Annotated in this window: 18 protein-coding genes and 6 pseudogenes; 9 read left to right on the top strand and 15 right to left on the bottom strand. The window is 56.4% G+C overall.

Translation table 11 applies throughout. The annotated features are described in order from the left end of the window. Positions 1-214: 214 nt before the first annotated feature. Positions 215-805 (bottom strand): annotated as a pseudogene (locus NCT05_RS13080) (IS5 family transposase); the annotation flags it as partial. Positions 806-892: 87 nt separating this feature from the next. On the opposite strand from NCT05_RS13080, the pseudogene NCT05_RS13085 reads away from it, so the two are divergent. Then, positions 893-1,921: pseudogene (locus NCT05_RS13085) on the top strand (IS110 family RNA-guided transposase). 277 nt (positions 1,922-2,198) lie between these two features. On the opposite strand, the pseudogene NCT05_RS13090 reads toward NCT05_RS13085, so the two are convergent. Further along, positions 2,199-2,393, bottom strand: a pseudogene (locus tag NCT05_RS13090) (transposase); the annotation flags it as partial. Between the two features lie 72 nt (positions 2,394-2,465). Here NCT05_RS13090 and NCT05_RS13095 point away from each other — a divergent pair. Further along, positions 2,466-2,693 (top strand): annotated as a pseudogene (locus tag NCT05_RS13095) (group II intron maturase-specific domain-containing protein); the annotation flags it as partial. A 300-nt stretch (positions 2,694-2,993) separates the two neighbouring features. On the opposite strand, the gene NCT05_RS13100 reads toward NCT05_RS13095, so the two are convergent. From NCT05_RS13100 to NCT05_RS13110, 4 genes are all read right to left on the bottom strand, one after another. Further along, on the bottom strand, positions 2,994-3,347 hold the full coding sequence (locus NCT05_RS13100; RefSeq protein WP_250502455.1) for a hypothetical protein: 354 nt from the start codon (positions 3,345-3,347) through the stop codon (positions 2,994-2,996). Between the two features lie 630 nt (positions 3,348-3,977). Then, positions 3,978-4,433, bottom strand: coding sequence for a hypothetical protein (locus NCT05_RS13105; RefSeq protein WP_250502456.1), 456 nt, complete (start codon positions 4,431-4,433; stop codon positions 3,978-3,980). Between the two features lie 597 nt (positions 4,434-5,030). Further along, positions 5,031-5,723 carry a nuclease-related domain-containing protein gene (locus NCT05_RS36980; RefSeq protein ID WP_350030085.1) on the bottom strand — a complete coding sequence of 231 codons (693 nt, stop codon included), beginning with the start codon at positions 5,721-5,723 and terminating at the stop codon, positions 5,031-5,033. Between the two features lie 1,436 nt (positions 5,724-7,159). Beyond that, positions 7,160-8,152 (bottom strand): ParB/RepB/Spo0J family partition protein, encoded by a 993-nt coding sequence (locus NCT05_RS13110; protein WP_250502457.1) that lies wholly within the window; start codon positions 8,150-8,152, stop codon positions 7,160-7,162. Between the two features lie 66 nt (positions 8,153-8,218). Here NCT05_RS13110 and NCT05_RS13115 point away from each other — a divergent pair, with 66 nt between their 5' ends. Then, positions 8,219-8,416, top strand: coding sequence for a hypothetical protein (locus NCT05_RS13115; protein ID WP_250502458.1), 198 nt, complete (start codon positions 8,219-8,221; stop codon positions 8,414-8,416). 831 nt (positions 8,417-9,247) lie between these two features. On the opposite strand, the gene NCT05_RS13120 is transcribed toward NCT05_RS13115, so the two are convergent. The 3 genes from NCT05_RS13120 to NCT05_RS13130 form a co-directional block, all read right to left on the bottom strand. Then, a complete protein-coding gene (locus NCT05_RS13120; protein ID WP_250502459.1) occupies positions 9,248-9,928 on the bottom strand; it encodes a hypothetical protein in 681 nt (226 codons plus the stop codon). Between the two features lie 171 nt (positions 9,929-10,099). Beyond that, entirely contained in the window at positions 10,100-10,474 is a 375-nt protein-coding gene (locus NCT05_RS13125; protein ID WP_250502460.1) for a hypothetical protein, read from the bottom strand. A gap of 919 nt (positions 10,475-11,393) precedes the next feature. Next, the gene (locus NCT05_RS13130; protein WP_250502461.1) at positions 11,394-12,686 is read right to left on the bottom strand and encodes an integrase domain-containing protein; all 1,293 of its coding nucleotides are present in this window, start codon (positions 12,684-12,686) and stop codon (positions 11,394-11,396) included. A gap of 725 nt (positions 12,687-13,411) precedes the next feature. Here NCT05_RS13130 and NCT05_RS13135 point away from each other — a divergent pair. Together NCT05_RS13135 and NCT05_RS13140 are read left to right on the top strand one after the other, a co-directional pair. After that, positions 13,412-14,193, top strand: a pseudogene (locus NCT05_RS13135) (FAD-binding protein); the annotation flags it as partial. After that, on the top strand, positions 14,190-14,930 hold the full coding sequence (locus NCT05_RS13140) for an SDR family oxidoreductase (RefSeq protein ID WP_250502462.1): 741 nt from the start codon (positions 14,190-14,192) through the stop codon (positions 14,928-14,930). The pseudogene NCT05_RS13135 and the gene NCT05_RS13140, both read left to right, overlap by 4 nt. 5 nt (positions 14,931-14,935) lie before the next feature. On the opposite strand, the gene NCT05_RS13145 is transcribed toward NCT05_RS13140, so the two are convergent. The 4 genes from NCT05_RS13145 to NCT05_RS13160 form a co-directional block, all read right to left on the bottom strand. After that, positions 14,936-15,334, bottom strand: coding sequence for a GtrA family protein (locus NCT05_RS13145; protein ID WP_250502463.1), 399 nt, complete (start codon positions 15,332-15,334; stop codon positions 14,936-14,938). A 128-nt stretch (positions 15,335-15,462) separates the two neighbouring features. Then, complete coding sequence (locus tag NCT05_RS13150; protein ID WP_250502464.1) at positions 15,463-17,076, bottom strand: hypothetical protein; 1,614 nt, start codon at positions 17,074-17,076, stop codon at positions 15,463-15,465. Positions 17,077-17,258: 182 nt separating this feature from the next. Continuing rightward, complete coding sequence (locus NCT05_RS13155) at positions 17,259-18,293, bottom strand: polysaccharide pyruvyl transferase family protein (protein WP_250502465.1); 1,035 nt, start codon at positions 18,291-18,293, stop codon at positions 17,259-17,261. A gap of 448 nt (positions 18,294-18,741) precedes the next feature. Then, the gene (locus NCT05_RS13160; protein WP_250502466.1) at positions 18,742-19,878 is read right to left on the bottom strand and encodes an acyltransferase family protein; all 1,137 of its coding nucleotides are present in this window, start codon (positions 19,876-19,878) and stop codon (positions 18,742-18,744) included. Between the two features lie 273 nt (positions 19,879-20,151). Here NCT05_RS13160 and NCT05_RS13165 point away from each other — a divergent pair, with 273 nt between their 5' ends. The 4 genes and pseudogenes from NCT05_RS13165 (at position 20,152) to NCT05_RS13180 (ending at position 24,230) form a co-directional block, all read left to right on the top strand. Beyond that, positions 20,152-20,886, top strand: a complete 735-nt coding sequence (locus tag NCT05_RS13165) for an SGNH/GDSL hydrolase family protein (protein WP_250502467.1) — start codon at positions 20,152-20,154, stop codon at positions 20,884-20,886. Between the two features lie 522 nt (positions 20,887-21,408). Then, a pseudogene (locus NCT05_RS37210) lies at positions 21,409-21,562 on the top strand (DapH/DapD/GlmU-related protein); the annotation flags it as partial. Between the two features lie 628 nt (positions 21,563-22,190). Next, positions 22,191-22,997, top strand: a complete 807-nt coding sequence (locus tag NCT05_RS13175) for a hypothetical protein (protein ID WP_250502468.1) — start codon at positions 22,191-22,193, stop codon at positions 22,995-22,997. Between the two features lie 159 nt (positions 22,998-23,156). Next, a complete protein-coding gene (locus NCT05_RS13180) occupies positions 23,157-24,230 on the top strand; it encodes a phytanoyl-CoA dioxygenase family protein (RefSeq protein WP_250502469.1) in 1,074 nt (357 codons plus the stop codon). Positions 24,231-24,369: 139 nt separating this feature from the next. Here the strand turns inward: NCT05_RS13180 and NCT05_RS13185 are convergent, their stop codons facing one another. Together NCT05_RS13185 and NCT05_RS13190 are read right to left on the bottom strand one after the other, a co-directional pair. Continuing rightward, on the bottom strand, positions 24,370-25,431 hold the full coding sequence (locus tag NCT05_RS13185) for an NAD-dependent epimerase/dehydratase family protein (protein ID WP_250502470.1): 1,062 nt from the start codon (positions 25,429-25,431) through the stop codon (positions 24,370-24,372). A gap of 53 nt (positions 25,432-25,484) precedes the next feature. Then, positions 25,485-26,294 (bottom strand): rhamnan synthesis F family protein (locus NCT05_RS13190; RefSeq protein ID WP_250502471.1); only part of this gene is annotated, 810 nt, incomplete at its 5' end.

Consider the following 26,294-nt stretch of genomic DNA (forward strand, 5'->3'; position numbering starts at 1 on the left):
GAATCAGCCGAGCGCGCCGGGCGTCAGCTGCGCGCACCGTCTGGCTACGAGTTGCTGACAGCAATTGTTCGCGCTCGAGCGCGCTCAAATTCATCTTTTCCATGCGTTTCATTGAATACCAAATCGGGTGCTTTTTCAATGACGCAATGGACTAGGGCCCACAGTTTGGGAAATGGAGCGAGAGCCGGCACGGAGTTAATCGTGCGCGGCATCTTTACGCTTTGTGCAACGCCTTGCGCAGCATCCATAAATTGCCCAGGGCAAGTAACGTAGTGATCTGAGCGGTTTTGTTCGCCAGCCCCCGGTATCGGGTCTTCAGGTAGCCAAACTGTCGCTTGGGGATTCGGAAAGGATACTCAACCTTCGCACGAATGCCGGCCTTCAGTCGTTCGATTTTGTCGTAGATTGCATCGACACGGTTCTTCAAGTTCAGTTGTCTTCGCTTGCTGGGTCGCATCGCAACATGCCATCGAGCCGGGCCCATTTGCTCCCGTTTTTCGATGCCCTGATATCCAGCGTCCGCGCAAACATCTGTTTCTTCGCCGTGCAACGACGATAGTGCTGCATTGATGTCGCGTACGTTAGCCGCTGTTCCGACGACTGTGTGAACCAGGCCTGACTCCGCGTCCACACCGACGTGCGCTTTCATGCCGAAGTACCAGTTGCGGCCTTTCTGGGTCGACTGCATCTCCGGGTCGCGTGAACCGGAGCCGTTCTTCGTCGAGCTAGGCGCTGCAATCAACGTTGCGTCGACAGCCGAACCCGCCTTAAGCATCAAGCCCTTCTCGCTCAATATCTCGTTGACCCTTCCATCGCCGGATCGAGATGGACCGACGCACCTCCCGGAGGAAACTGGGCGTCTGGTTCTTACGATCCGATGTGGAGGCACATCATGGAAATCGATCTTCTCGGCATCGACCTCGCCAAGCGCGTTTTTCAACTCCACGGCGCCGACGCGCGCGGCCGGGCGGTGTATCGCAACAAGGTTTCTCGAACGGCTCTTATCGAAACAGTGCTGGCTTGTGTCCCCGGATGATCGCGATGGAAGCTTGTGGCTCTGCCCATCACTGGGCGCGACGATTCCAGGCAGCAGGTATCGAGGTGCGCCTGATCAGGCCCTCACTACGTGACGCCCTTCGTTAAAACGAACAAGAATGATCGCAACGACGCTGAAGCGATCGTCGAGGCCGCAACCCGGCCGTCCATGAACTTCGTCGCCGTGAAGTCGGTTGAACAACAGGATATGCAGGCAGCGCACCGCGTGCGCGAACTTCTGGTCCAGCAACGAACGGCGATTATCAACCAGGCAAGAGGTCTTCTGGGCGAGCGCGGCATCGCGATAGCCCAGTCTCCAGCAGCCTTCAGGAAAGCGATACCCGAGATTCTCGTACAGACCGAGGGGGAGCTCACCAGCTTCTGCCAATCCCTGATCATGTCGCTTGTTCAACATTTGCGCGCTCTTGAAGAGGAAATAGCTGTGGCAGAAGGCTGGATTCATTCGTTCATGAACCGACCGGCTCTGTGCCAGAAGATTGCCGCCATGCCGGGAATCGGGCCAATTACCGCGACGGCCGTTGTGGCCGCTGTCGGTCGGGCTGATGGCTTCAGGAATGGCCGTCATCTCGCGGCGTGGCTTGGCCTGGTGCCCAGACAGCACTCGTCCGGTGGGAAATCGCGACTCTACGGCATCAGTAAAAGAGGCGACAAGTATCTACGGACGCTGTTGATTCACGGAGCCAGATCCGTCCTGATACGCGTGTCCGGCAAACTCGACTCCCGCAGCCGCTGGCTGCAGGAGCTGATTGCGCGTCGAGGCTTCAACCGAGCTTGCGTTGCACTTGCCAACAAGAATGCGCGCATCATTCAGGTACTTCTGAGCACAGACGCCACGTACAAACCTGTTGTACTGGCCGATGCATGAGGTCGACGAGCAATATGACGAACCCATGTTTTTGATAGCGCGATATCCATCAATGGTTTGCTAAGCTGACTAATTGTGATGACAAAATCGGTTAGACCAGCGCCCCACGATCCTGTACTTTCTGCCGGCCGATAAAAAAGGCCGAACTGTTGCCAAGGACGGGGGCGCGCGGATCTCATCAAGGCTGCGGGCATGTTGACAGGCCCATCAAGCAAGCCGGATACATGTTTGCAGACCGTTTTACGTCACAAAAGAAAGCTTGCAAAACGCGTCGGGTCCATACATGCATGAAGTGCACCTGCAACATCGTCGCAACCGGAAATGGCGGACGCCCAGTCTTCCCCTTCGGATAATGCGGCTCGATCAACGCAATCAGCCTCGACGAAGGCACGACGCGTCTCATCTCGTCGAGAAACTCGCGCTTTCGCGTGCGTTTGGTTGACAGGTTCAAGCCGCGATGAAGTTGCGTCATCGTGATGCCTCTAAGTCGCTCATCTACTAATAGTATCCCTAACCGTTACTCTAAGCAGGGGGTTGGGAGACCACGGAGTTGGTGGGCAAGTTGAACCGCACGCTGCGCGGCTGGGCGAACTACTTCAGTGTAGGCACGGACAGACGCGCGTATCGGGCGCTCGACAACTACACCGCTGCGCGGTTGCGTCGGTGGTTACGCAACAAGTACAAAGCCAGGCGAAGCAGGCGCGGGGGCTATCCACGCCCGCACCTCTACAAGCACTTCGGTCTTGTGCGTCTGACGGGGCCTTGGGTGTAACGTGCCGTGTACGAAGGCGTGATGTCTTGTCCGAGAGCCGGATGCGGGAGATCTGCATGTCCGGTCAGGTTGTGCAGAGGTTCCTTAACAGCCCCCCAGCGGTGCCTTTTTGTTCCGTCTCTTAAGCTTTTAGAACACACAACAATCGGCCCTTGCGTGGGATGGAATGGATCGCGCACACATGGCCCAACAGCGCGACAGGAAAGGAAACCGATGTTTGGCCGATCCAGCAATAGCCTGCAAGTAATCGCTCTTCCTCATGAAAGAAGTCGTTCCAAGACACTGGCATTCCATTGAATATCAACTTAAGACGGTCCACATCAGCACGCTGCCCCCTCCACATAGGGCGTAAAGCGAAATAACTCTCTTTGCAGTGTTCAGGTATGCGGGTAGAAAGCATTGTGGATCATGAGAAAAATGCGGGCCGGTTTCATGCGTTGAGTCGATAGCTTGCCCGAGCGTTGCGTACGCACGGAGAGCAGTCAAGTCGCGCATATCATTGAAGGCAAGGAGACGGAAGGAATAGCGTTCCGGCTCTAGCGCCTGCAAGAGACCGAGCGAGCGACGTGCAATCACTTGAAGTTCATCGCAGACATCGAAGACGCACGCTTTTTCGTGTGTGCCTTTCGGAAGCAGGCGGAAGTATCCTTTCACTCAGTGCACCTTACCGCCGTTCACGCGCGCGTGTGGCGGCACGTAAGAGACAGCAGCGCCGCAATGCTTACATTTCAACGCTTTCGTTTCAGCGAGAGAGGCAACTTGGTCCGCGACGATTTCTCGCCCCTCGATTGTTACTGCGGAAGCCATCTTTGCGGCCATTACTATTTCTCCTGAGCGCTCGGGTCGCACCGTTTTCTATGAGTGGTCATTTGATCTGTTTCTACTCGTGTCTTACGATTTGTACTCCGAACTACAAGCCGGCCGGCTAGGATACGCGGACATGCGTAATGAAATGTATCAGATTCGTCCGCTCTTGTGGTCCCCGATCAATGTGATCGGCAACCCACGCTAGAAGCGACCTGTGCTAGGTCCACTGAACGAGCGGTTAGTTTGCCTGGGCCGTACGCACCTCCGAGTTTGCTTCTGCAGGCCGTGCAGCGCCCTGAGGGTGGATTTCGCGTTGCATGATTGGGGCAAGCCGCGTCGTACGCCGCGGCTTGCAATCAACGAAAAATTGCAGATGCGCTGACGGCGCGCGTCTGCTACGAAACGGCCTATATCGATGATCCGAGAACCCAATGGCCTCGATGCCGAACTACACGGTCAGCGATCCGGCCGATGAACTTACGAAAAGCAAATGTGCCCGACCACGAACAACGTCAACGATGTGAAGCAAAGCAAAAGTGTTTCAATGACTACGCGCAAGTCCCAGGTCTTCGTCGTGCAGACCAAATAGCCTGCACCGATAAGCGCCCAGGCGCTCAACAAGTGGGCGAATTGTCCATTAAGCCGCCGTTGAGACTCACTCGGCGCTTTAAAGAGGCGCAGTTTGGACAAGCAGCGCTCGCGAATGCTTAGCCTCGCGCCTACGACATATTCACCGTTCTGCTTGCGTTCGACTCGATAGCTGACCCCATCTACTTTGACGCTCATACTGATCTGTCGTTCCGACGTCTCTAGGATGCCGAGCAACGCACTTAGCCGCGGCGACAGGGTGAGACGAGATGACGCCTGCACCACGACATGATCGGTCAGATCTAGACCGCCTACATAACGGACTTCCAATGTAGCGACTTTCATAAAACCTCCTTAGGTTGAAAAGTGTTTGCCTTCAGCGTTATGCCGAATGCGGACTACAACGGTTAAAAACAACGATGGCGGCGGTATGCGCGTCGCGATCAGATGCGCCATCGGTCCTCAAGCGCAGACACGATGGAAATAAACTAGAGGCGTAGCGGCACGCGAATCGTCGCCGTCGATAAACGTCCGCTTCGACGAGTCGGCATCAAGAACGCGACCGACAATGGTGGCGCTACGTCGGACGCGCTGGCGTGCGCGAGCGTGTCCTTAATTCCGCTGGGATTAAGAGATGAAGACCTGGTGACGGGCGAGCAGAGCCCGCCTGCCTGACATGTCGATGCGTTAAAACGCGGTGAGTGAGTTCAATATAGGCCGACAGCCATTCTCCGCGAGGTGCAAAGCTTCTAAAAAACGCAGTCTTTCCGGTTTTGCTCGGACCCGCGCCGAGTTCTGTTCGCAACGGAGGTCCGGATAGTTCTTGTGGCCATGCGTTGCCCGAGTTGGATCGACGCTGTGCCTGCTCTACTCTTGGCCATGTTTCGCCATCGCTTTCGTTGTGTTTCGGCTCCGATCCTTCGTCGCGGTACCGTCTTGTTCTTAAACGAAGGGCGAGCACCGCCCGGTGATCGACAGCGTGACTGGCTTCGCCTGCATACCGCATGTCCGAGATATATGGCTATCAAGTCGCGCTGCGTCGAGATAACGTGCATGCGTTGCGCGAAAATTGAGCAATCTCAAGCGCAAGAAGTAATTTAAATCGGACAACGCTAGAACGCCGTCCGGTGCCGTCGGATGGAGGCGACACTCCGCCTCAGCAAATATGGCTATGCTCTCGACCGGACAATCGTGTTGAGAGAGCACCGACCGTAGATAACGCAGTGCCGGCTTTGCGCGCCGTAGAGGCGACGTGTGCACCGTGACCCCGCCCAAGTCATCAATCACCAAGAGCTCATCGTCGTTGGTCCCGGGCCTAACCTCGCCCCTCCAATCGTAGTAGTTGACGACGAAAACGCCGAAAGGTGTAACGGCAAGGCAATGGACCAATGTCGTCGCGTTTGCGGTGCCCGGCGCATGTTCGAGGATCACGTCTTCACGAAAGTGCACTTGGCTCTCACACACGCGGCCGAATAGGGGCGCGATGCGGCGGCGCAACCAGCGGCAGACGCGCCGACGGCGCGAGCCCGAGACTGAATCGTGCTTTTGGAGATGAGCGAGGTGATCGGCGCCGCTTTGCATTCGATCGTTTAACGAACGGAACGCGGATTCTCGTTTATGAATTGGATCTCTCATTTCGTGTTCTCATGGTTGGTTCATTGCAATAACTAATCAGTCATCGCAGAGCGCTGAGTGTTGAAGGACGACGCTTTGCTAAGTTAGCCTTGGCTCGCTCGAACCCAGCAAAGAACATTGAGCGATAGGCATCGTGATGTCGAAGATTGCTTGGCGTCCTGGTTATGGAACCAACGTCGCGCGCAGTCGATTGCGACGCGTGAGTCAGATTGCCGCGTGATAGATTCGGTTGAGCGCGTTTCAATGAGTGAACGGTTACGCACATTCCCGACGACATGATGCCTCTGCAATCAGAAGGTTTCGAAGGGCGCCTAGGCGCTTCATCTGCGCGGGGACGAGGCGGGTTTCTTTCTCTAGACGCTCGAGCCGCCTGAGCCAGTAAGACCGGTCTAGGTAAAGCGGTATGGGCGCTGCATTCGTGCTTAGCAGGTGGCGTATCACGCTTTCGAGGTGCGTCAATTCAGCGTCCGCGAATCGTGAAGGTCGCTTCAGCTCCGATGCTTCAGACGTCGCGGTGGGTTGCCGTTTCATCGCACGCATGCTTTCGCTCCACCAGCGCGAGGGCGCTTCGCGCGCATCGGGTCGCGCGTGCGCGCTCGAGCCCGCATAACGCGCGAGATACGCTGCTTAGGAGCGGCGCTGTGCCCTCGTTGTGCGGGTGGCGGATGACACAGACGTTTCGTTGTCGGCATAGCGGCGGATAACTGGTTTGAACAAAACCAGCATGCCTGCGACAAGAAAAAGTCAAGGCGCGGGCCGTGACCCGCAGGAACTACGGAAAGAAAGATTTGCGCCCAGTCAGGCAGGCGGGGTCAGTACTTTCGCATGCCCGACTACGAGCGACAGCAGACACGAACGAAAGCAGCAGTCGCCTGGGGTCGTTTGGAGGTGTCTGTAGCATCACCGAGCGGCGCAAAAAAAAGCCGCGCGCGGCCGCCATGCGCTCCCTTCGCGCGCCGCGGCGCTAGTCTTTCTTAGCGTACGAGCGCATGAATGCACGCGCGTATAAGTTGCTGGATTTTTTTGCCGACCCAGAGTTGCGATCGCTCAATGGTAGGCTCGCAGTCTTCAACCGATGCCGAATATTGCGTCTCAGATGCATGGAACCGGAATGGCGTTCGTAACTCTACTATCACAACGGCCGCGGCGTGTGCCCACGCCGCGGACTCGAGAAATAAGCCCTCATTTCTGTGTCTTGACAGCGTCATTTCTAACGCCATTCAGAGGAGGGATATGACCCGACGTCCCCCGACGTCCATGCATTGACACGCTCGGCAGACCGGGATGTTATGAGCGTCTGGTCGCGATAGTTGAGCGATGATCAGGCCGAAGGCTATCGGGCATCGTCGCGGCCATCATCGGCAGACACTCAAGATCGACGATTGTCGTCCGAAGCATGCGAGACCCGTCGCCCAGCCCATCGTTTAATGCGATCTTCAGGAGGGACGGGGCGCAAATGTGCTAGGCAAGCGGGCGAACTGAGCGTTATTTAAGATGCCACCAAGTTCGCGCATAAACTCAACAAATTCGGCATTAGTAATCCGCTTTTTCAGAACTTTGCTGATCGACCTCTCGATCTCAGCGCGGTACTTCCAGAGAAGCTCCGAATCTTTACATTCGATCACCAGCCGATTTCGGCCTCTTCCTTTCCTAATGCGTACACGAGTGAAAGTCGACGGGCGGATATTTTCCGCGTTGAGCTCAGAGAGAATGTTCGCTGCCGTCCGGCCGCTCGCGTCGAACATAGACTCCACGCTGCGTGCCCGTACAAGCATCTCGTCGAGTCCCAGTTCGTCCTTCAGCGCGAGAAGTCGCTTCCCAACTGCAAACGTTAAGTCCTTCTCATAGAATAAATGGCGAACTGGGTCGGGAAGCTCCCGGATCGAAACGGCGACGCTAACATTCCGTCTCGATATCCCGAGCGCCTTCGCACATGCACTGAAACTTGCCCATTCTCCATTCGTTACCCCGAGGTGATAGCGGTCTGAGATGTTTTTAGGCAAATCAAGCGCGCGGGCCGCGATCTTTACGGGGTCCTGTCCGGACCAGCGCAGCATTGCCTTGGATTTCAGTGCTTGGCCTTTGACAATCTTCAATACTGTCTTATTCGAATGCTTCGCATTGGTCGCCCCGCTCTGCCGGATACGAGCGAGCACCGTTTTGATCCCATCATGAATGATTGTGTGGCGAATCACTCGAACGGTGTGGCTGCTGATTCCAATGCGGTCATCGAATAGCTCGAGCACTTCAATGGGCAACTCCCGAAGCTGCAATGCCAACGACAAATCTCCCTGGCTCACGCGCAATGCGCTTAACGCGCCGAGTTGCGTCTTCCACTTCCCTTCGTTGAGTCCTTCTTGAAAATTCTGCGCAAGCAGTAAGCAACTGCGACGGCTTATCAAGCGATAAGGTCTTTTTGATGTTTTCATCTGGTCTCCTTTCGTTCAGCGTCTGGATGATCGCATACTTGCTGCTAAAGTGAGAGAGTTGTGAAGATGACGCCACAAACTTTTTTCAATCTGGGCGAAAGCCGTATAAAAACACCCTCCTTTAATTTTTCTCTTTTCAAAATATTTACTAAGATCATCGAACAAGTGAGTCGTGTGCATCTCAGTAAGATGATGGAAGCGGCGACGGATACCGCGTCCGCTACCAGACGCTGCGAAATTCGAGAGCAGCTTGTGCGTCAATGAAAGTTGCCGTAGAATCCGACATTGATCCAGGCACTGCGACTTCGACGACTGGACTTTCAAACGCAGGTCAGCAATTCGCTGCTTTCGCTGCCAAAACCCCTCCGCTGTTTTCGCTGTAGCCCCTTCTCGATTTCACCGTTAGTCAGCCCGCCAGAAGTCCGTCCGGATAGCATTGCTTTTTTCAGTGATGACGCGCAGCTAACCCGTTGATTTTCATGTGAAAACTGCGAAATATTGCGAAATCGACTGCGTGTAGCCAACGGCTCATTTTTCGCTTACGCCAAGTCTTTCAAATGCAAGTCAGCAGTTTGCCGCTTTCGCTGCCAAAACCCCGCCGCTGTCTCGCTGTAACCCCCTTCTCGATTTCACCGTGAGTCAGCCCGGCAGAAGTTCTCCGGAGAGCATCGCTTTTTTAGTGAGGACACGCAGCTAACCCATTGATTTTAGCGTGAAAAAATATAAATATTGCGAAATCGACTGCGTGTAGCCAACGGCTCGTTTTTCGCTTACGCCAAGTCTTTCAAACGCAAGTCAGCAGTTTGCTGCTTTTGCTGCCAGAACCGCTCCGCTGTTTTCGCCGTAACCGCCGTCTCGATTTCACCGTTAGTCGGCCCGGCAGAAGTTCGTCCGAAGAGCTTGCTTTTTTCTCTGGCGACACGAAGCTAACCCACTGATTCTCATGTGAAAACTGCGAAATATTGCGAAATTGACTTCGTGCAGCCAACAGCTCGTTTTTCGCTTACGCCGTGTAGTCGGCGCAAGCGTCGGAACGAAGGCGATGAACAAATGCCCGTCTGTGCCAACGTGCCAGAGCGACGCTCGCCCTATTTATCAGGACCGGTGCGCGTCACGCTCGGCTTGTTCGACCGCGTGATCCCAACTCTGGCATCCTTTCCGTAGACGTGCATTGATCTCGTTGACGTCAAAGAAGGACCAGTTGACAGCGCTGTAGCGATCGTAACTTTGCCGCAAGAACTGATTCAGTTCGTGCAGTTTGAAGATCGCGGTGGGAACCCCAAGTTCGATTGCGCAAGCCTCATGCGTGGCGATGGCGATCGCCTGCACTGGGCATTGCAAATCCGACAGAAGGGCGGAAAGAAAGTGAACGGCGGGTGCCGCACGCCAAAGAGGACACGGAAAGGTATGTGCTGCGCCCGACTCGCTCAGGACGATCATTTCGTTAGCCTTCTGCGAAGAGGAAATGATGCCAACCACCGGGATGTGCGTGATCACAAAGACACCGAAGCGAGTGACGGCTACGCAGTCGACGTCGACGCCCTGCCCCGAAAATCCTTCGCTCGTGAGCACCAGCATGTCTTCATGAAGAGCGTAACGGTTGACCAGCAACGGGGCGAGAATCGCTCGCAACTTCCGCGAAAACTCGGCGTAATCACGCCGGCGCTTCTTGAGCGCCGGCTCCTTCTCATAATCTTTGGGATAACCGAGGTAAGCTTGGGTCGGAAAGAACGGGGTGATCTGCTCTTTAGCGCGTGCGGGAGTTTGTTTTGCCATCGATTGAAGCTCCGTTGTATCTGGCGAATCGTTCAGCCAGCTCTTGTCGTTGGGGTGCAACAAGAACAATCGTAGAGTCGATTGCGAGCATTGAGAGCTTGGAATGATGTGGAATTCGATGGGTCTTTCGTCGCAGCCAGGGAACGGTGCCACGCGCGGCGCTCGATGAGCTCAAGCCGCAGCCTCATACTTCTTAATGTGCTGAATGCGGACGGCGTCGTTTGGCGCGACCGCTTCGACATTGTTTGCGAATTCAACTAGCCATGCGCCAACGGCGTCAATGTGCAGCACGCGCGTGTCGAAGGCAGATTCGATCGCACTTGCGCATGGCATTGTGATGCTGGCTCTGGTTCCCTCGAGCGGCTGCTCATAACTGCGGTGCCCCGCGAGGAGAACGCTTCCTGTACCGGGCGGCAGATCGGCAAGGACAACCCTGTCGGCAAATCGCCCATTTGAAGCGCTGCCGTCCGACGGCTTTAACCGCTCGAGAAGAGGCCACATGTTGAAAAGCGATGCGTTTTCGTATCTCTTTTCGCCGATCCACAAATATCATGATAAATCCTAGCGAGCGGCGGTGAACCGACGCACTCAATCATGTCTTTGAAAAGTGCACACGCCGTCTTAACGGCGAACGGCGCAAACGCACTTTCAAGAGCGAAGCTCGAGCCGCGGCCCGCCGCCTCGACACAGGAACCGAGGGACTAGCAAGATGATTCAAGTTAGACGCGAGGGCCATGTGTTTGACGCTCAGTACGAGGTACCGGCTCAGCGAGGAAGCAAGTTGCAGCACACGAGGTGGAGATTGTCTCGATAACAACCAAGCCGTGCAGCGTGCCTAAGCGAAAGAATTATGAAAGAGGCATGAGGAAAAGCTAGCAAAAAAACGCCGTCATTCTGCGATATGAGCGCTATCCAGATAGCGTTGGTCGCCGAGATGAGCAGGCCGAGGGTGTCCACGATTCGCAAGCTCAGCATCGAAAACCGTTGTGTCCATCCGGTAAATAGACGTCAAGGCGACGCGCGAGGCGCAGCATCGAGTCGCTGCTGTTGAGCTACATGCAATATTCGTTGTTCGGTGTAGCCGATCGCGACAGGCGATCTCCGCGCGACGGGTCTCCCATGTGAGAGCGAGCGCGACAATACTGCAGACAGGGTGGAACGAAACCAACAAGGAAACGGCACCGTCATTCGGTTACGGGATCGTTCTGCGCGCTGCGCTGACTCACGCAGGGCACAGCCGATCGAGAGAAAGAAGTGTGCCTTGGCGGGCTTTGGGAGAGCGGTGCAGTCCATCGTGACCGCTCGGACTTCTGCGGACCGAATGAGCGTCTCGCCCGCGCGAGCGCTCGCATGAGGAAGGGATCTTCTACAGACGATGACCGTGCAAACGGCCGGCCGCCGACCAATCTCGGTCGACGCCCTTCCCCGTAATCATGCGGCCGAGATCATTGTCGCTAGATTCATGTTAGCTCGACCGATCGTCAAGCAGCGACAACTGCCCAGGCACCGGATTGTCACAGCACGCGTTAGCAGGTTCGTTCATAGACGGGTCGTCAAGAAACGCTCCGATTGGCCGCGGATTTGCGGCAGCGGAATCCCCAGATAAAGGATCTTGCGACGGTCCGCACTTGGCAAGGATGCGGTAAAGCGCTTGCCTCGATATCTTTAAGTTTTTCGCGGCTTCAGATTTCACGCCGTTCGCAGCAGTGAGGGCGGCGATCACCTGTTCGGGCGTGATCGCGGGTCGCGATAGGCGCTCGGCCGTGGCAAACGTCGAGATATACGCCGTCGCCTTCCCAGCAAGACTATGTCCTGCGGCTTCGACTAGCTGTTGCATAGCCCTTTGATGCAGTTCCGGATCGGGCCGGTAGTCAGCCTTCTTGATCGGCGCCGGTACGCCGGTGATTTGCTCGTACATCCTCTGAAGGTACGCGTGGCGCAGGCCATGTACGGTGACTCCTACTCCGGCGCGGCTGATACCCTCCTTTTGCAGAACATGGTAGAAATGGCGATACCATTTCTTGAGCGACCAAGGCTCGGGAATCATCGACCCGGTGCGTGGGTTGGCGAGCCTGGCTGCACGGATAAGGACCTCGTACTGCCATTCGGCATCGATAGGCACAAGTCGGGGCCTGCCGCCCTTCGTGCCGTCAATCACATGGAGGTGGCCTGAAACGCGCAGACACTGCAGAGGGCGCAGGAGCATGCTTTCCTGCGCGCGCAGCCCAAAGGTCGCCTGCAATTCGACCTGGATTGCGACCCAGCGGTCGCGTTCGCAAAGCCGCGAGATCACGTCGTTGACGTCGACGTTGGCCGCTTCCCAAGATTTATCTTCTTGAGCCACATAGTAGCGGCGATATCCGTCGGGCCGCTTGATGTAGTCATCGACGGTCCCCACGAGTTGATGCTTTTTCATCCACGCTGCAAGCGTGCGCCAGTAGGTGAGCTTGTTCTCGACCGTCCCCGGCGCTTGTTCCTTCTCGGTGACCCAAAGTTTAACCAGATAGGCGATATGCTTTTCCGAGAGGTTCCACGGCGATTGGAGCGCGAAGCCGCCCTTTCTGAGTTCGCGAAAGCCGGCGATGAGATGTCGCACGCGGTACGTCTGGGTCTTGATGGAAATCGCGTTGGAGGTCACGCGGGTCTTGCTGTGTGCTTTGGTTAGGTAGTGTTGAAAGAGTTCGGTGAGTTCTTTCGTGAGCCGCTGTGGCAGGCCGGCGTTGTCCAACAGTGCCGAAAAGTTGAGTTGGATTTTCACAGCTGTCGCATGAAAAGCGACGTTCTCACCTATCAGAAGAACGTCCCGGGGTGGTTGGAATACTGCACGCTTTGCTTTCCGGGATCTTAGAGATCAGGTTTTCGATTCACCCGGCGCAGGGAAGCACTGCGGCCTGATGATCCCGCTACGGACAAATCCGCAGCACGGCTACTTGACCGCAGGCACAAGCCCGTCGAGCCAAGCAATTCTTGTTGCGCATTTTGTTTTCGGCTGCGCGGGCCGACAGAAAGAGATGAAGAAATCCGCACCGAGGGTGCAAGTGATTTCCCGTCTCAAGAGCTTGTTCATCACGGTCGCCTCGAATCGGGACCGCGTGCGTCAGGCTTGGCGTGATTGCCGGAGACGAAAGGAAAGTAGACGTTCGCACTGTCCTTGCGAGGTTGTTCTCAGTCGATGAGGTTTTGCGTTTTGCTGGAAAGGCTAACGTTCATGCGGTTCTGATGGGACTCAGTTTCGGCAAGACGTGGCCAGCTGGGTGGGCAGCAAAGCTGCCGGACAAGAAGATTGCGCTCATCGAGCGAGAGGGTAGGTACAAATGGAGTGCGCTGCACTCGGGTCGATGCGTCGGTGACGCGGATAGGTAGATAGGATATTAGGACCTTCGAATCGCGAAATTCGGTGGAAAGCTCGCGATTTTGGTATGCCTTTTGCGATAGCGCCTGTCAACACACATACAGATGAAGCGTCGGCATACGCAAAGTTCGCTAATGCCGATCCGCACGAGTCTCATCGATGTGACGAGCATCCGCTTCGGCAAGCTCGACGCGTTCTTCGATCTCTCCGAGGAGCACGACGCGAAGCATGAATACTGCGTCGCGTGGGTGGATTGCGCGAGCCGGGGGCCTGCGCTCGGGCGCGGCATCTTCATGGCGGGCGATCACGCGATGCACGGCTCGCTCGATGTCCAGCCAAGGCGCGTGCGCCGCGTGCCGTTCACGCCGCCCGTCTCGCTCATCAACGGCCTCACGCTGCGCGCGTTCAACGAGCTGTATTACCGCAAGCAGCGCAAGCCGGTCGAGCGCTCGCGCGTGGGCTACGACGGCTATTTCTATCCGCTCGACAGTCTGCTCGAATGGAACCGCATCTACGGGCCGCCGGGCTTTCAGCAGTATCAATGCGTCGTGCCCGCCGCGAGCGCGCGCGATGCCGTGCGCGCGATGCTCGACCGCATTCCGGCGAGCGGCACCGGCTCGTTTCTCGCGGTGCTCAAGCGTTGCGGCAACATTCCGTCGCCGGGCTGCTGTCGTTTCCGATGGAAGGCACGTCGCTCGCGCTCGATTTTCCGCAGCACGAGATGCGCAACGGCCATCTCTTCGCCGCGCTCGATACGATCGTGCGCGACGCCGGCGGACGCATCTATCCGGCCAAGGACGCACACATGTCGGGCGCCGATTTCCGCGCCGCCTATCCTCGCTGGCAGCAGCTCGAATCGCTCCGCGATCCGGCGATGCTGTCGCACTTCTGGAAACGAATGACCGGCATATGAAGAAGATCGTCATCGTGGGCGCCACGTCCGCCATCGCCATCGCCTGCACGCGCGAATGGGCCGCGCAAGGCGCCCGCTTCTTTCTGGTCGCGCGCAATCAGGAACGCATGGAGCAGGTCGCCGCCGATGTCAACGCGCGCGGCGCGGCATCGGTTGCGGTGTATCGGCTCGATATCGACAGGCTCGACGATCACGCCGCGATGCTCGCCGACTGCGCCGCGCGGATGGATTCGATCGATATCGTGCTGATCGTGTCGGGCACGCTGCCGGATCAGGCCGTCTGCCAGAGCGATCCCGCCGTCGCGGTGCGCGAGTTTCATACCAATGCGTTATCGCTGATCGCGCTGCTCACGCCGCTCGTCAACCGGCTCGAAGCGCAGCGGCACGGCACGCTCGCGGTGATTTCATCGGTGGCGGGCGATCGCGGGCGGCCGTCGAATTATCTGTACGGCAGCGCGAAGGCCGCGTTGCAGGCTTTTCTCGAAGGTTTGCGCGCGCGGTTGTTCAAGGTCGGCGCGCATGTGGTGGATATCAGGCCGCGCTTCGTCGCCACGCCGATGACCGCAGGCCTGCCGCTGCCCGGCCCGCTCGTCGCGACGCCGGAGAAGGTGGCGAAAGACATCGTGCGTGCGGTGGCGCGGAAGAAGGACGTGCTTTATACGCCGTGGTTCTGGTGGGGGATCATGTTCGTCATCCGCAACGTGCCGCGTTTCGCGTTCAAGTGGGCGTCGCTTTAGCGTTGTCACGCGAAGGAACGGAACACGTAACGCTTGTCGAGCCGGTATGTGATGACGTAGCCGATCGCCAGCCCGATGCATCCGCCGATGTAACGCGCTTGCGCCGTTCTGAAGATGGCGTTGAAGCCGAATTCGACACCCCAGAAGATGGCGGTTGTGACAAGGCCCATCGTCACGTAGAGCGTAAACATCGTCGCGTCGTGGCGCGCGTTTTCCGCCTTGAAGCGGACGATCCATTTCTTGTCGAGCAGATACTTCACGACGAGCCCGACACCCGTGCCGATGAACACCGATAGCAGGATGTGGAACGGGCCGGCGTAGAGGCGTGTCGTGAGGTCCTGCGCGCCGATGTTGGCGAGAGTCGCGATGGCGGCGAAGAAGGTGTAGAGGAGCGCGAGTTGCATGGGTGGAGACCGATACGGCTATGGTCGATTTCAGCGGTCCTTCCGCATTTCCGAGTTCGAACGCACTTCGATTCCTCGCATCACGGCCGAGCTTCCCGACGAGACGACCGAGCCGTGACTATGATCAATCAAGTCATGAAACGCCGAACAAACCAACGCAATGGCGCTGTAATGCGCCACGAGTGGCTCTTCAGAATCTGATCCCGTTCAACCAGCAGTCGGTCTCGATCCGCCACCAATCGATCACGATCCGCCACCAATCGATCGCGATCCGCGAGCAGATGATTTCGTCCGCCAGTCAACACGTCTCGCTCCGCTGCCAACTGATTTCGCTCCGTCGTCAATTGGTCTCGTGCAATCGTCAATTGCGCATGCTGCATCGATAGTGCATCGAGATTCGTCATCAATTGGCGTCGCGCCGCCGCCAGAGTCTCGAAATGACACGCATACAATCGGTTAGCGACCTCCGCCGGCCCGATACCCATGATGTCCATATCGACGATGACTTCTGTCACCCCGGCTTGGAACTCTTCCGGAATTTCGATCAAAAATTGCGGGTCTATATGCGCAAAATACATTTCCGAAGGCTCGGCATGCGTCGCATTCAACGGAGTGGCGCTGAGCGTCTTATTGCCCGCCTGACTCGATATTTTTATAGAGTTGACCCGCGCCACAGCATGATCGTTAACCGGATCGAAGCGCAGCATCCGAATAGTCGCGTCTTGGGGAAACTTATTGAATCTGTATTGGTGACTCCCCCTCAACGCGGGTGTGGAGGTCGACTCAATCTCGTTGAATCCTGATCCGGTATCAAAGAGAAGCTGCGTATACGGCATGTTCGCAGCCACGTACGCCGGTATTGTGTTTTCAAACGCAAGGCGTGGATAATTCTCCAACCTCAGCGCTTCGAAAATCTTCTTTCGCGCCTCTTCTGGAGCGCACATATGAAGCAGCGACCCTGACCCATCCAGCGGATACACATTATTGTCTTCAGGCACCTCGACGAGCCGATTTATTTTGAGGCCTTCCGCCAAAGCATAGGCGAATGATGGATTTCCTATGAAGAGCGCTGCGTTTTCCAGTAGTCCGGCCAAGTCCGCAAAATTCGCGGTTTGAAATGCCGTTCCGCCGATGTTCCTTCTTTCGATCTGGTCGCTTCCGACTCCGACGAAAAACACCCGATCAGCCGGTACATCGCGGAAAAGATATTCGTAATAGCCGTGACCGAAGCGGCGATAGCGGCTTGTGAGACTTACGACGATATAGGGCTTGTCGTGTTCTCCTGGTGTCTGCTGCGGCTTGCCTTGGAACGTAATCCAAGGCCGCACCCCATCCACCATCAGGTTGAACGGCACGGCGTGGGCATACAACAGATGCAGCCGTGGATTTGTAAAGGTGGCCCGAAATGAATCCAGGACATAATCGACACCGAGGTCGCCCGGGTTCGCGTATTCCCAGGGAACGCCCGATTTGATGATCGTCACGCGCCGGATGAACCCCTGGGCCAGTAGCAACGGTACGAGGCCTCTGGCGGCCTGCTCGCTGAGCGCGCGCCCCCCGAAAGCCGGGTCGGCGCATACGTTGAGAATAAGATGGTTGATCTCAAGCGCCCGGCACGTCGGCAACGAGTAAATGATATCGCCGAGATTGCCTGAATGCAGGCCGGAGCGCCACGAATCGGGATTGGACTCCTCGGAGGCAAAAAAATCGGCAACAACGGGAATCGCTTCCAGAATACTCATAATGCTTTTATGCCTCGATTAGACAAAGCGTGAACCCGCACGGGAGGTTTTTGAGCCAACTCGCAGTGCAGCGTGGCGTTATGCGACTGATCAAGATCGCAATCGCGCGCTCTGCATCGCTCCCGATCGTTGGACCACTCGACTCGCGTGCCAAAAAACTGGCCCAAATCAAACAGAGTCGCTCAAAGAGCGTCGGCTAGAAAACTCCGCAGTCTGTTTCTTAAATCCTCATACGCGTTTTTTTTGAATGACAAAATTTCGATCGAACGTTGTCGGGCTTCTTCAAGGGAGCGTTCTGCCGCAACTCGGAAAGCTTCCTGAACGCTCAAAATAGGAAGCAGATTGCCAAACGGCTTCTGTGTGCTCCGTAACCTGAAGTTAGCTTCTTCTGCCAATAGAATCGATGGCACGCCCGCAGACAGTCCCGCAATAGCCCCGTGCAATCGAGTCGAAATGATCGTCGAATAGGTGGAAAACTGCGCAAGCAAATGATCCGGCTCGTAGCTGTACACGCAAGGATGTTCCAGATCCAGCCGCGAGAATCTCATATGCTCGTCGATATAGAGACTCACGATATCGAGATCGATTTTGCCTTCTGCAGCACGTAGTGCGGAAATCAGGCTTTGGACAAGTTCCTCACCGACGTTTTGGTTCGGTGTCCCTGAACTTTGCACAATGACGCCGACGCGCTGGCGATCCGGCCAGCCCCGCGGCTCGCCCACGCTATAGAAAGCGGGGCACGGCAGCGCGACCGCTTTCGGGGTCGACAATTGCGCGTTGATCCATTCCACGAGGTCGACGCTTCGCGTGCAGATGAACACATTGTCGCGGTCGAGAACCTCGACTTCGTGCGGGGCGAGTCGTGGCATATCGGCGCCGGAGCCGCCGCCCAAAATCAAAACTGGCACTCGCGGCTGCGTCAATAAGCTACGGTAGATTCGCTCGACTGGCAGTCCGAACCATTCAGGAGTGCCGGCGAAGACAACGAGATCGATCACATCGAGTGACGGGTCACGCATCGAATTGGTCAGAAAGTCTGTCCGCATCCGCCCGTCGCTCCACCGATCCACAAAAAGGTCGGGGTTGCGATTCCAAAGCAACCAGTTGTGATTGGGTCCCAGAATATCCCCAAGCAGTCGCTCGACACCTTTGCGGATGAACTCATCTCCGGGGTTCCACTGCCGACTGGAACTAACGAGGATGTTCATGCGCTTCATTGGGACTGCTCCTGTTGGATTACAAATTCGAATTCATTATGCCATTCAATCCCGTTCGTGCTATCTGCGCACCGGCTCCCGGGGTCGTGGGCTTCGTTCGAAACATCTGAACTGCGTACTCGAAGAAAGAAGGAGCAACGCCGTATTCGAGCATCTCGCAACCTATCCGAATGGGTGCAGGCCGCGACATGAACGTGCTTCGCCGTCATGCGGGCGCTGGCGTCGACACGCCTGGCGACGAGGTCATCACTGACTGGTCAAGCAGAACTTGCTCGAGGTTTTGTGCTGATCTGTCGACTTGAACTCCGCCATCGAGGCTGAGCGGACAAGGAAGGCGTTGATTCGCTCCTTGGAGACCTTTGTTGTCGAAGAGGCCAATCGAATGGTCCTCATGGCGCGCCGGGCTTCAAGAAGCAGAGCCCGACGTCCGACACCATCATGCGCGTATTCAAGCCATCTTCGGACGACGCCGCGTTAGCCATCCATTGATCACGGTCTGAGCCGGGATTTCGATGCGCCGATAGCTCCAGAAGCCGACAACCCAGCAGACAGCGAGCCAGAACAGGAGCATGATCGGGCCGGGCACGACGTTGATAAGGCCGATCCTTTCGCAGAATTTTAGCATCGTATAGAGCAAAAATTGATGCCAGATGTAGAGCGAGTAAGACGCGTCGCCCACGCGCGTCCAGAAAGGCGCCACGCGCCATCCCTTGTCGATCTCCAGCGCGACGATCCCATAAACCAGGAACGCGCTCGGAATTCCGACATACACTGCGTGCACCCACATGTGTACGTGCTCCGGCCAGCCCTTCATCTGCATTACTTCGATGCCAAGCAGGAGGCCCATCAGGCCGAAGATCGCACAGCTCGTCGCGTAGCGGTACACCTTGCGGTCGATCAGCACCGCAATCACCATCCCGAACATAAACTCAAATACGAGGAACGTGAGCTGAAAGACGTTCCCCCACTTCTCCCCTGTGTAGTAGTTATAAAGCACAAGCACGGTTGATATGACCGACCAGCCCGAGAGCACCCACAGAACACGTTTCGGTGAGATCAACAGCGCAATCGTAACGACAGCATAGAAGTAGACTTCGAAGGCCAGCGACCATGCGGCCATAATGTTCGAGTTGATATGCGTGGTCAGGAAGATCAGTTCCCACATCGGCTTGCGCTCGACGAAAGGCGGCGAGTAAGCGACATAGGACCCAAGCGCTATCGTCAGCGCAAGCACGACCCAGTAGACCGGGAAGATTCGCGAAAAGCGCTTGACCGCGAAATTCCAGGCGATCGTTCCGCGGCTCGAACGCGGATCGGCTCCCGCCTTCATCGCCACAGTGGCGATGATGAACCCCGATATGACGAAGAACACATCGACCGCCGCCGATGCGTACGGACCGATGAATGGCATCAAATGATCGAACCCCATTCCGCCACGAAGCAAAATCGCATGCCCGAGGAACACGATCAGTGAAGCGAAGCCACGCAGCGCCTGAATGTTGGTGATCGTTGGGGTGGGTTTCTTGTCTTCCCGAGGGTTTACGAGAGCGGAGGCAAGTGCCTCTGATGCTACGGATGCGGACATTTTTACCGGCCTTTCAGCTTTGAACTGGCTCGGAGTATAGACCGGGATCGACCAGAAATGGAACGTTCGCATTTCAAGCATTTCACGACGAGTTCACTGGGCGCCGCACGAATTGTGGCCATCCGAAACACCCGTTTCTTATCGATCATTATCTTGAGGCATTTCGGTCAATTTGAATGCCTTGGCCTGCGTTGTTAATCTCCTCGTCCACCACGTTGCCGCCTTTTCACGACTGTTAGAATTCCGCACAGTCAAAGGGACGAGAGAGCAATCATGCGGAAAGTCGTTGCATTCATGGCCGGGATGTTCGTGATGGCTTGCAACGGAGGCGGTGCATCGTCCGATCCCGTCGCGCAGACAACAAAGCCTTCGACCTCCGCACAGCCCGTCGCAGTTGTGAACATCCTCTTCGAGGGCGACAGCACGATGTTCGGATCTGACGTGATGTCGTGTGCCAATCCAAACTGCCAGAACCTCGCCGGCAATGAACCGGTCGTTGTGACTGCGCTGCTGAACGACAAAAACGGATTTGGCGCAGGCGCGGTAAGCGGCACCAACGCAGGAGTGCCATCCTCGAACCTTGCAGAGATGTTGTCGGGCGGAAACGCGCAGTATCCAAATTCGTACCCTGACGTATTGAAGCGAGCTCAAGCGAAGATCGTGGTTTCGAACCACTCGATGGCAGGACGGCCGGAGCAATTCGAAGGCTATCTCAACCGCTTCATCGATGAAACTCTGGCAGCCGACAAAATCCCGGTGCTGGAAGAACCCAACCCCGTTTGCCACGACAAACGCCCGAATCTCGACGCCTACGTTGTAGTGATGCGGAAGGTCGCCGCCGCGCGCAGCGTGGTGCTGGTTCATCAATATGATACGTTCAAGACAAATCCTTACTGGGAAACATTGCTTCCTGACTGCGTGCACCCTTCGTCAAACGGGTATGCCGTCAAGGCGCGCAACACGGCGCAAGCCCTCATCCCGATTATTCAAAAGCTCAGGAACAACTGATCGTGTCGATCCGCTTGCTCGGTCGATCACGCCTGCAAATCGGGATTCGACGGCCGCTGCCATGTGGCCAGGACTTCGAAGGATGAACTTCGGGTATCGCCTAGCTGATAAAGATACCCATAATATGGCAGTGTTCCAGTATTCCGCCGTGCGATATCGGGTCGTCCGACTCGACGTTACACAAAATTAGGATTCCTCTCCGTTATGAGTGACATGATGCAGATATTTACAGGTTGTTCTCGAAGAAGAGCGAGCCGATACAGGACGAAACTTCTTTGGAAGCGCACGAACCGTCTCCAGATGAACGTTTCCATTTTCCAGTCCATGAAGTGAGTAAGTGTCGGCCGTCACAGCCATGTGAACCGTCCAACTGTCTATCATTGGGGCGCGCCGTGCACATTCAGCATAGGGCATTTCTGCTCGGTTGCGCATGGTGCGACCTTCATACTTGGGGGAGAGCATCCCAAGCTTTCGCTGTCCACCAATACGACCCTTCATCGGATTATTCCCTCTAATCGCTGGAAAGGCGACGTCATTCTTGAAAACGATGTTTGGATCGGTGCGAATGCGACCATACTTTCCGGAGTCACGATACGCACTGGAGCAATTATCGGAGCAGGTGCAGTCATAACGAAGGACGTTCCGCCATATGCAGTCGTTGTTGGCAACCCGCAGCGCGTTCTGCGTTATCGCTTCGAATCCGGCTTGATCGAGCGGTTGATCGGCTCCCATTGGTGGGAACACGAACCGGAGACACTGAATCCGCTCTTTAAACAGAGTCGAGACGTTGAGGAGTTCTTGGACTTGCTAGCGGATTGCGTCCATCGCGGAAGCCATGAAAATTCGTGAAACCTCGTACATGAGTCGGCTACATTTCCGGGATAAGATGATAGCCGTTCGACATCGATATCGACACGCCACGCTGCGGAGGTCCGATGGATCGTCAGGAAATTATCTCTCGCCACATTACTAAAGACAAATTGGGTATCGAGGATTGGCGCTTGGTTCAAAGGCATCGCGCCCAAGCGGCTCGGCTACAACTGTTTGATCCTGGATGTCTTCGATACTGAAACATTACGCGAGCGGGCGCGCCGAGGCCCAAGTATTCCACCGGAGAGGGTCGCAGAGATAGAAGAAGTAGACCTGGTCGGGTCGGCGACGTCGCTAGCCAAACTGATCGAGGCAAAACGCCTGACTGGTCAGGTCGATTACATCGTACGTCTCATAATATCGAACATATGCCGGATCCAATCCGGTTTTTCAACGGTTGCGAAGTCGTTTTGAAGCCTGGAGGATATCTAAGCATGATCGTTCCCGACCGGCGCTGCTGCTTCGACTATTTTCGCCAGGTTTCATCGGTCGCATCGGTCATCGAGGCGTACTTCGAACGGCGTGACAGACCGACTCAGGCGCAAGTATTCGACCAAAACGGCTATGCCTCGCGCAGCGTTGCAAACGGCGCGGAATCCATTGTCTTTCCGATGCTCTCCGATCCGCATACCATCGAGCCTTTTCCCCGTCTCGAGCAAGTATTTGAGGCGTGGCGCAATTTCGTCGAACTTCCTCAGGACAGGTATCAGGACGCCCATTGCTGGATATTTACGCCCTCTTCATTCGAACTGTTGATACTCGACCTGTCCTTTCTCGCGCTTACTCGGCTCGAAGTCGAGTCGATAGAATCGGCCGATGGCGAATTCTACGTACATTTGCGCAATGGAAATGGTGCGTGCCAGCGAGATCGGAACGCCATTTATGACAAGCGTATTGAACTGCTCTTGCGCATCAGCGACGAAGCGGCAGTCACCTCTCCAGTCATGCGTGAGTCCACCCGACAAGTCGAAAATTTGAAAGCGCAGTTGGAAGTATGCGGCGCCGAATACGCACGATTGCAGTGCGAATTCGACTCGGTGCGTCACAAACTCGATGCGGCGCGAGGCTTACTTGACCACGTTCAGACAGCACTCGTCGACGCAAAATCAGCGCTTGTTGAGAATGACGCTCGCCTCGTAACCGCTGAGCGATCGCTGCAAATGATTCTTGCATCGCGGAGTTGGCGGCTGACTGGCGTATTGCGCTCGCTATCGACAGCCGCTCGTCGCTTTCGGCGATGAGCCGAATGGTCATTTAGATGGATTGCTGTAGGGAACGACGACTGAGATATATTCTTCTCCCGGCGGACAGTTCAGAGCGTTCGCCCGTTCAGTTGCCTAAGATGCAGTGCGGATTGACAGTGACACACCTTATTTCCGACAATTTATCTCAGCCAAATAGTGTGGCTCGTAGGGCGATGTTCTTACCGCATTACGACAATTTGTCAGGAAATCCACTCTGGCTTTCCTGGACGGGAAGTTATCACGCATGGCCTTCAACGTCATGCGCGACCTTATCGGAGATCAGAGATGGCACGACCTGAGGACTTTCTGAAAAACGGCTTTGCGGTCTTTCCGTCGTTCTATTCAGAAGCCGAAATTGACGCAGCGCAGGCAGCGATCGAGAAGTGCAAGACCGATCAACCGATACATATCTCCATCGATATGCTGGACGAGCCCGGCGGCCGACGTACTTCGCTGGGTTACCTGAGCCCGCAGGAAATCCGCGAGCGTCACTACAAGATCAACGACCTCTTTCTCGATCTCGAGCCGGTCCGCCATCTTGCGCTCTCTAACCGGGTCGTGCCGCCCCTGAAAAAGATGCTGGGCGACACGCCCGTATTGTGCAACAGCCTCTATATGGACAAGGGAACGACGCAGCCGCCGCACGTCGATTCCCTTTACATGACCCCGCAAACGCCCGGACACCTCATCGCGACCTGGGTGGCTATGGAAGACGCGCATGAGGATGCAGGCCAACTCGAATATTTCCCGGGCAGTCATCTGATCGAACAGATGAAGTTCAGCGACGGCGGCTACCACTTCATCGCTGACGAAATGGATGAGTGGAAGCGCTACATCACCGCAAAGGTGGAGGAAGCAGGCCTCGTCAAGAAAACGTTCGCCGCAAAGAAAGGTGACGTCTTCGTGTGGCACGCGAATCTGCTGCACGCCGGCGGCGCGATCAACGACTGGGCGCGCACTCGCAAGTCACTTGTGTTCCACTTTTACTCGAAGCACGACTGCCGCCGCATGCGCTGGGATGTCGCATCGATGAACGGCGCCTATTGGCTGAACCGCGAGCACCTCGCGATCCCGCCGCGCGTGACGGATTCGATCGCGTTCTCCGAAGAGGCTTATCTCAAGCGCTATCCGGACGTTGCGCAGGCCGTCAAAGCGGGCGTGTTCAAGACAGGCCGGGCGCACTTCGAAGCGCATGGTCGGCAAGAAGGCCGACTGGCGACGCAAGACTAATCGGTAGCAATGCTGCTGTCTGAGGGACCGGGCGGCATCCGCCCGGTTCGATCCCTGAGATACGCAAGCAACATGATGAACGCCCCATCCGATAGCGACACGAACGTGCCGAAGGGGAGGCGTTATCGACCGACTCACATCATCCCGCGACCGTTTCGTCGATCCATTTGCACAAAGCCTTCACGCCGCGCTCCACCGGCCATTCCGGTTGCCAGCCAAGCTCCTTGCGGCTCCGCTCGATGTCGCACGATGCCGCGCGCACATCGCCGTTCCGGAACATGCCGTTGACCTTAGGCGCTGGCGCGTTGTAAATGCCGGCGATCAGGGTCGCCAGTTGGCGAATGGTGGTCGCTTCGCCCGAGCCAATGTCATATGCCATATGCGCGGCAAGTGATTCGAGGGTCGCGACAGATGTGACGGCAACTGCGACATCATCGATAAAGACGAAATCGCGAACGATCTCGCCGTCCTCATAAAGCGGAATGCTTTTGCCTTCACGTGCGAGTTGTGCGAATAGCGACACAATTCCCGTGTAAGGATTGCTGAGCGACTGACCCGGCCCGTAAACGTTCTGCAGACGTAGTACGCCGAGCTGCACCCCAAACGATTGAGCCCATGCGCGAAGAATCTGCTCTTGGGTGAGCTTGGTCGAGCCGTAGACGCTCGTCGGTCGCGGCTCGGTATGCGACGCTTCGAACGGTAAGCACTTGAGGCCTGGAAAATCCCAGATCTTCTGTTCGAGCATTTCAGCCGAACGTTGACCCGGATAGCTTATTGCGCCCGAGGCGTCTCGCCATGCACCCTCGCCATAGACCGCGCGGCTCGACGTCAGTACGATGCGCTCGGGCAACGCCTGGTGCCGCACCAGTGCGTCCAGCATTTGCGTCGTGCCCACGACGTTGACCATGGCATGGCGCGTGGACTCCGTGAGCGACTGGCCGGTGCCCGTTTCGGCCGCGAGGTGAATAATGGTGTGCGGCTTGAGCGTCGGAAGCAAGGAGTCCCATGTCTGCGCAGAAGTCACATCGCCGACGATCAGTTCGACGCCCGGATGCAGTCGTTCCGGACGATCTGCCGTCTTGTGAATCTGTGGATGCATGTTGTCCACTGCGACGACACGATCAAAGTGGCGCAGCAGCAGCGGCGAAATCGCGCAGCCGATGAAACCGGCTCCGCCCGTTACGAGACAAATTCGCGTCATGCTATTCATCCTTTAAATGCGTGAAATATCAGCGGCCCACGATGGCGCAAACGTCAGCGGCCGCGCCGCGTGACAGTCCTGTAGGCAGGTCGCAACACCCTGAACGTGCGCGGGAATCGGAACGCAATCGACCGCTTGATCGAAAGGAGAAACTCAGACCATGCTCGACGCACAGTCGACGTTCCCAACGGGCCGTACGAGCCCGTGGAAGAAATTGGAAAGCCCGCATGCTTCCACTGTTCCAGCAGCGAGCACTGGTGGTTGAACTCGCCGTTAGGCATCATCGACGACAGCTTTTGCAGCTTCCATTCCAGCATTGCGTAGTTCCAGCCGGCATGTCGTGCGCTCAGAATCTGTTGCGTGGTATAGCGCGCGTCCTGTGCCGCATAGCAGATGAGGCGCTCCAGCACATGTGCGAGGCCACCGTCGACATGTCCCGGTTCTGCATTGAAATCAGTCCATTTCCACGGATGAGCGAACAGCTTGCGCAAGGCTTTCGGACGGAACCAGAACATCGTGCCGAAGGCGCCAACTGGCGTGTCCTGATCGAATGGCACTCTGATATCTAGCAAAGCTGCAAGCTCTTCGGCGCGTGGCCGGTTTCCAAACCAGACGTGACCCATCGTAGGATACGAAATATGCACGAGCGGGGGCACTGCGACACCGATGCACGGATTGTCGTGGAACATGTCGATCACGTTCGACGTGTAGCCCGGGCTGTTCAATAGATTTTCGAACAGGTGCCGCTTGAATAGATTGCCCTGCACCGCGGCGACTTGCGGGGATTTCTTGGTGTGCAGGCGACACACCAGTTCATAGCGGTCGCCCACGAACAAGTCCCGGCAACTGATGAACAGCGCCGA

Origin of the sequence: Caballeronia sp. AZ7_KS35 (assembly GCF_023631045.1) — a bacterium.
Lineage (GTDB): Bacteria > Pseudomonadota > Gammaproteobacteria > Burkholderiales > Burkholderiaceae > Caballeronia > Caballeronia zhejiangensis.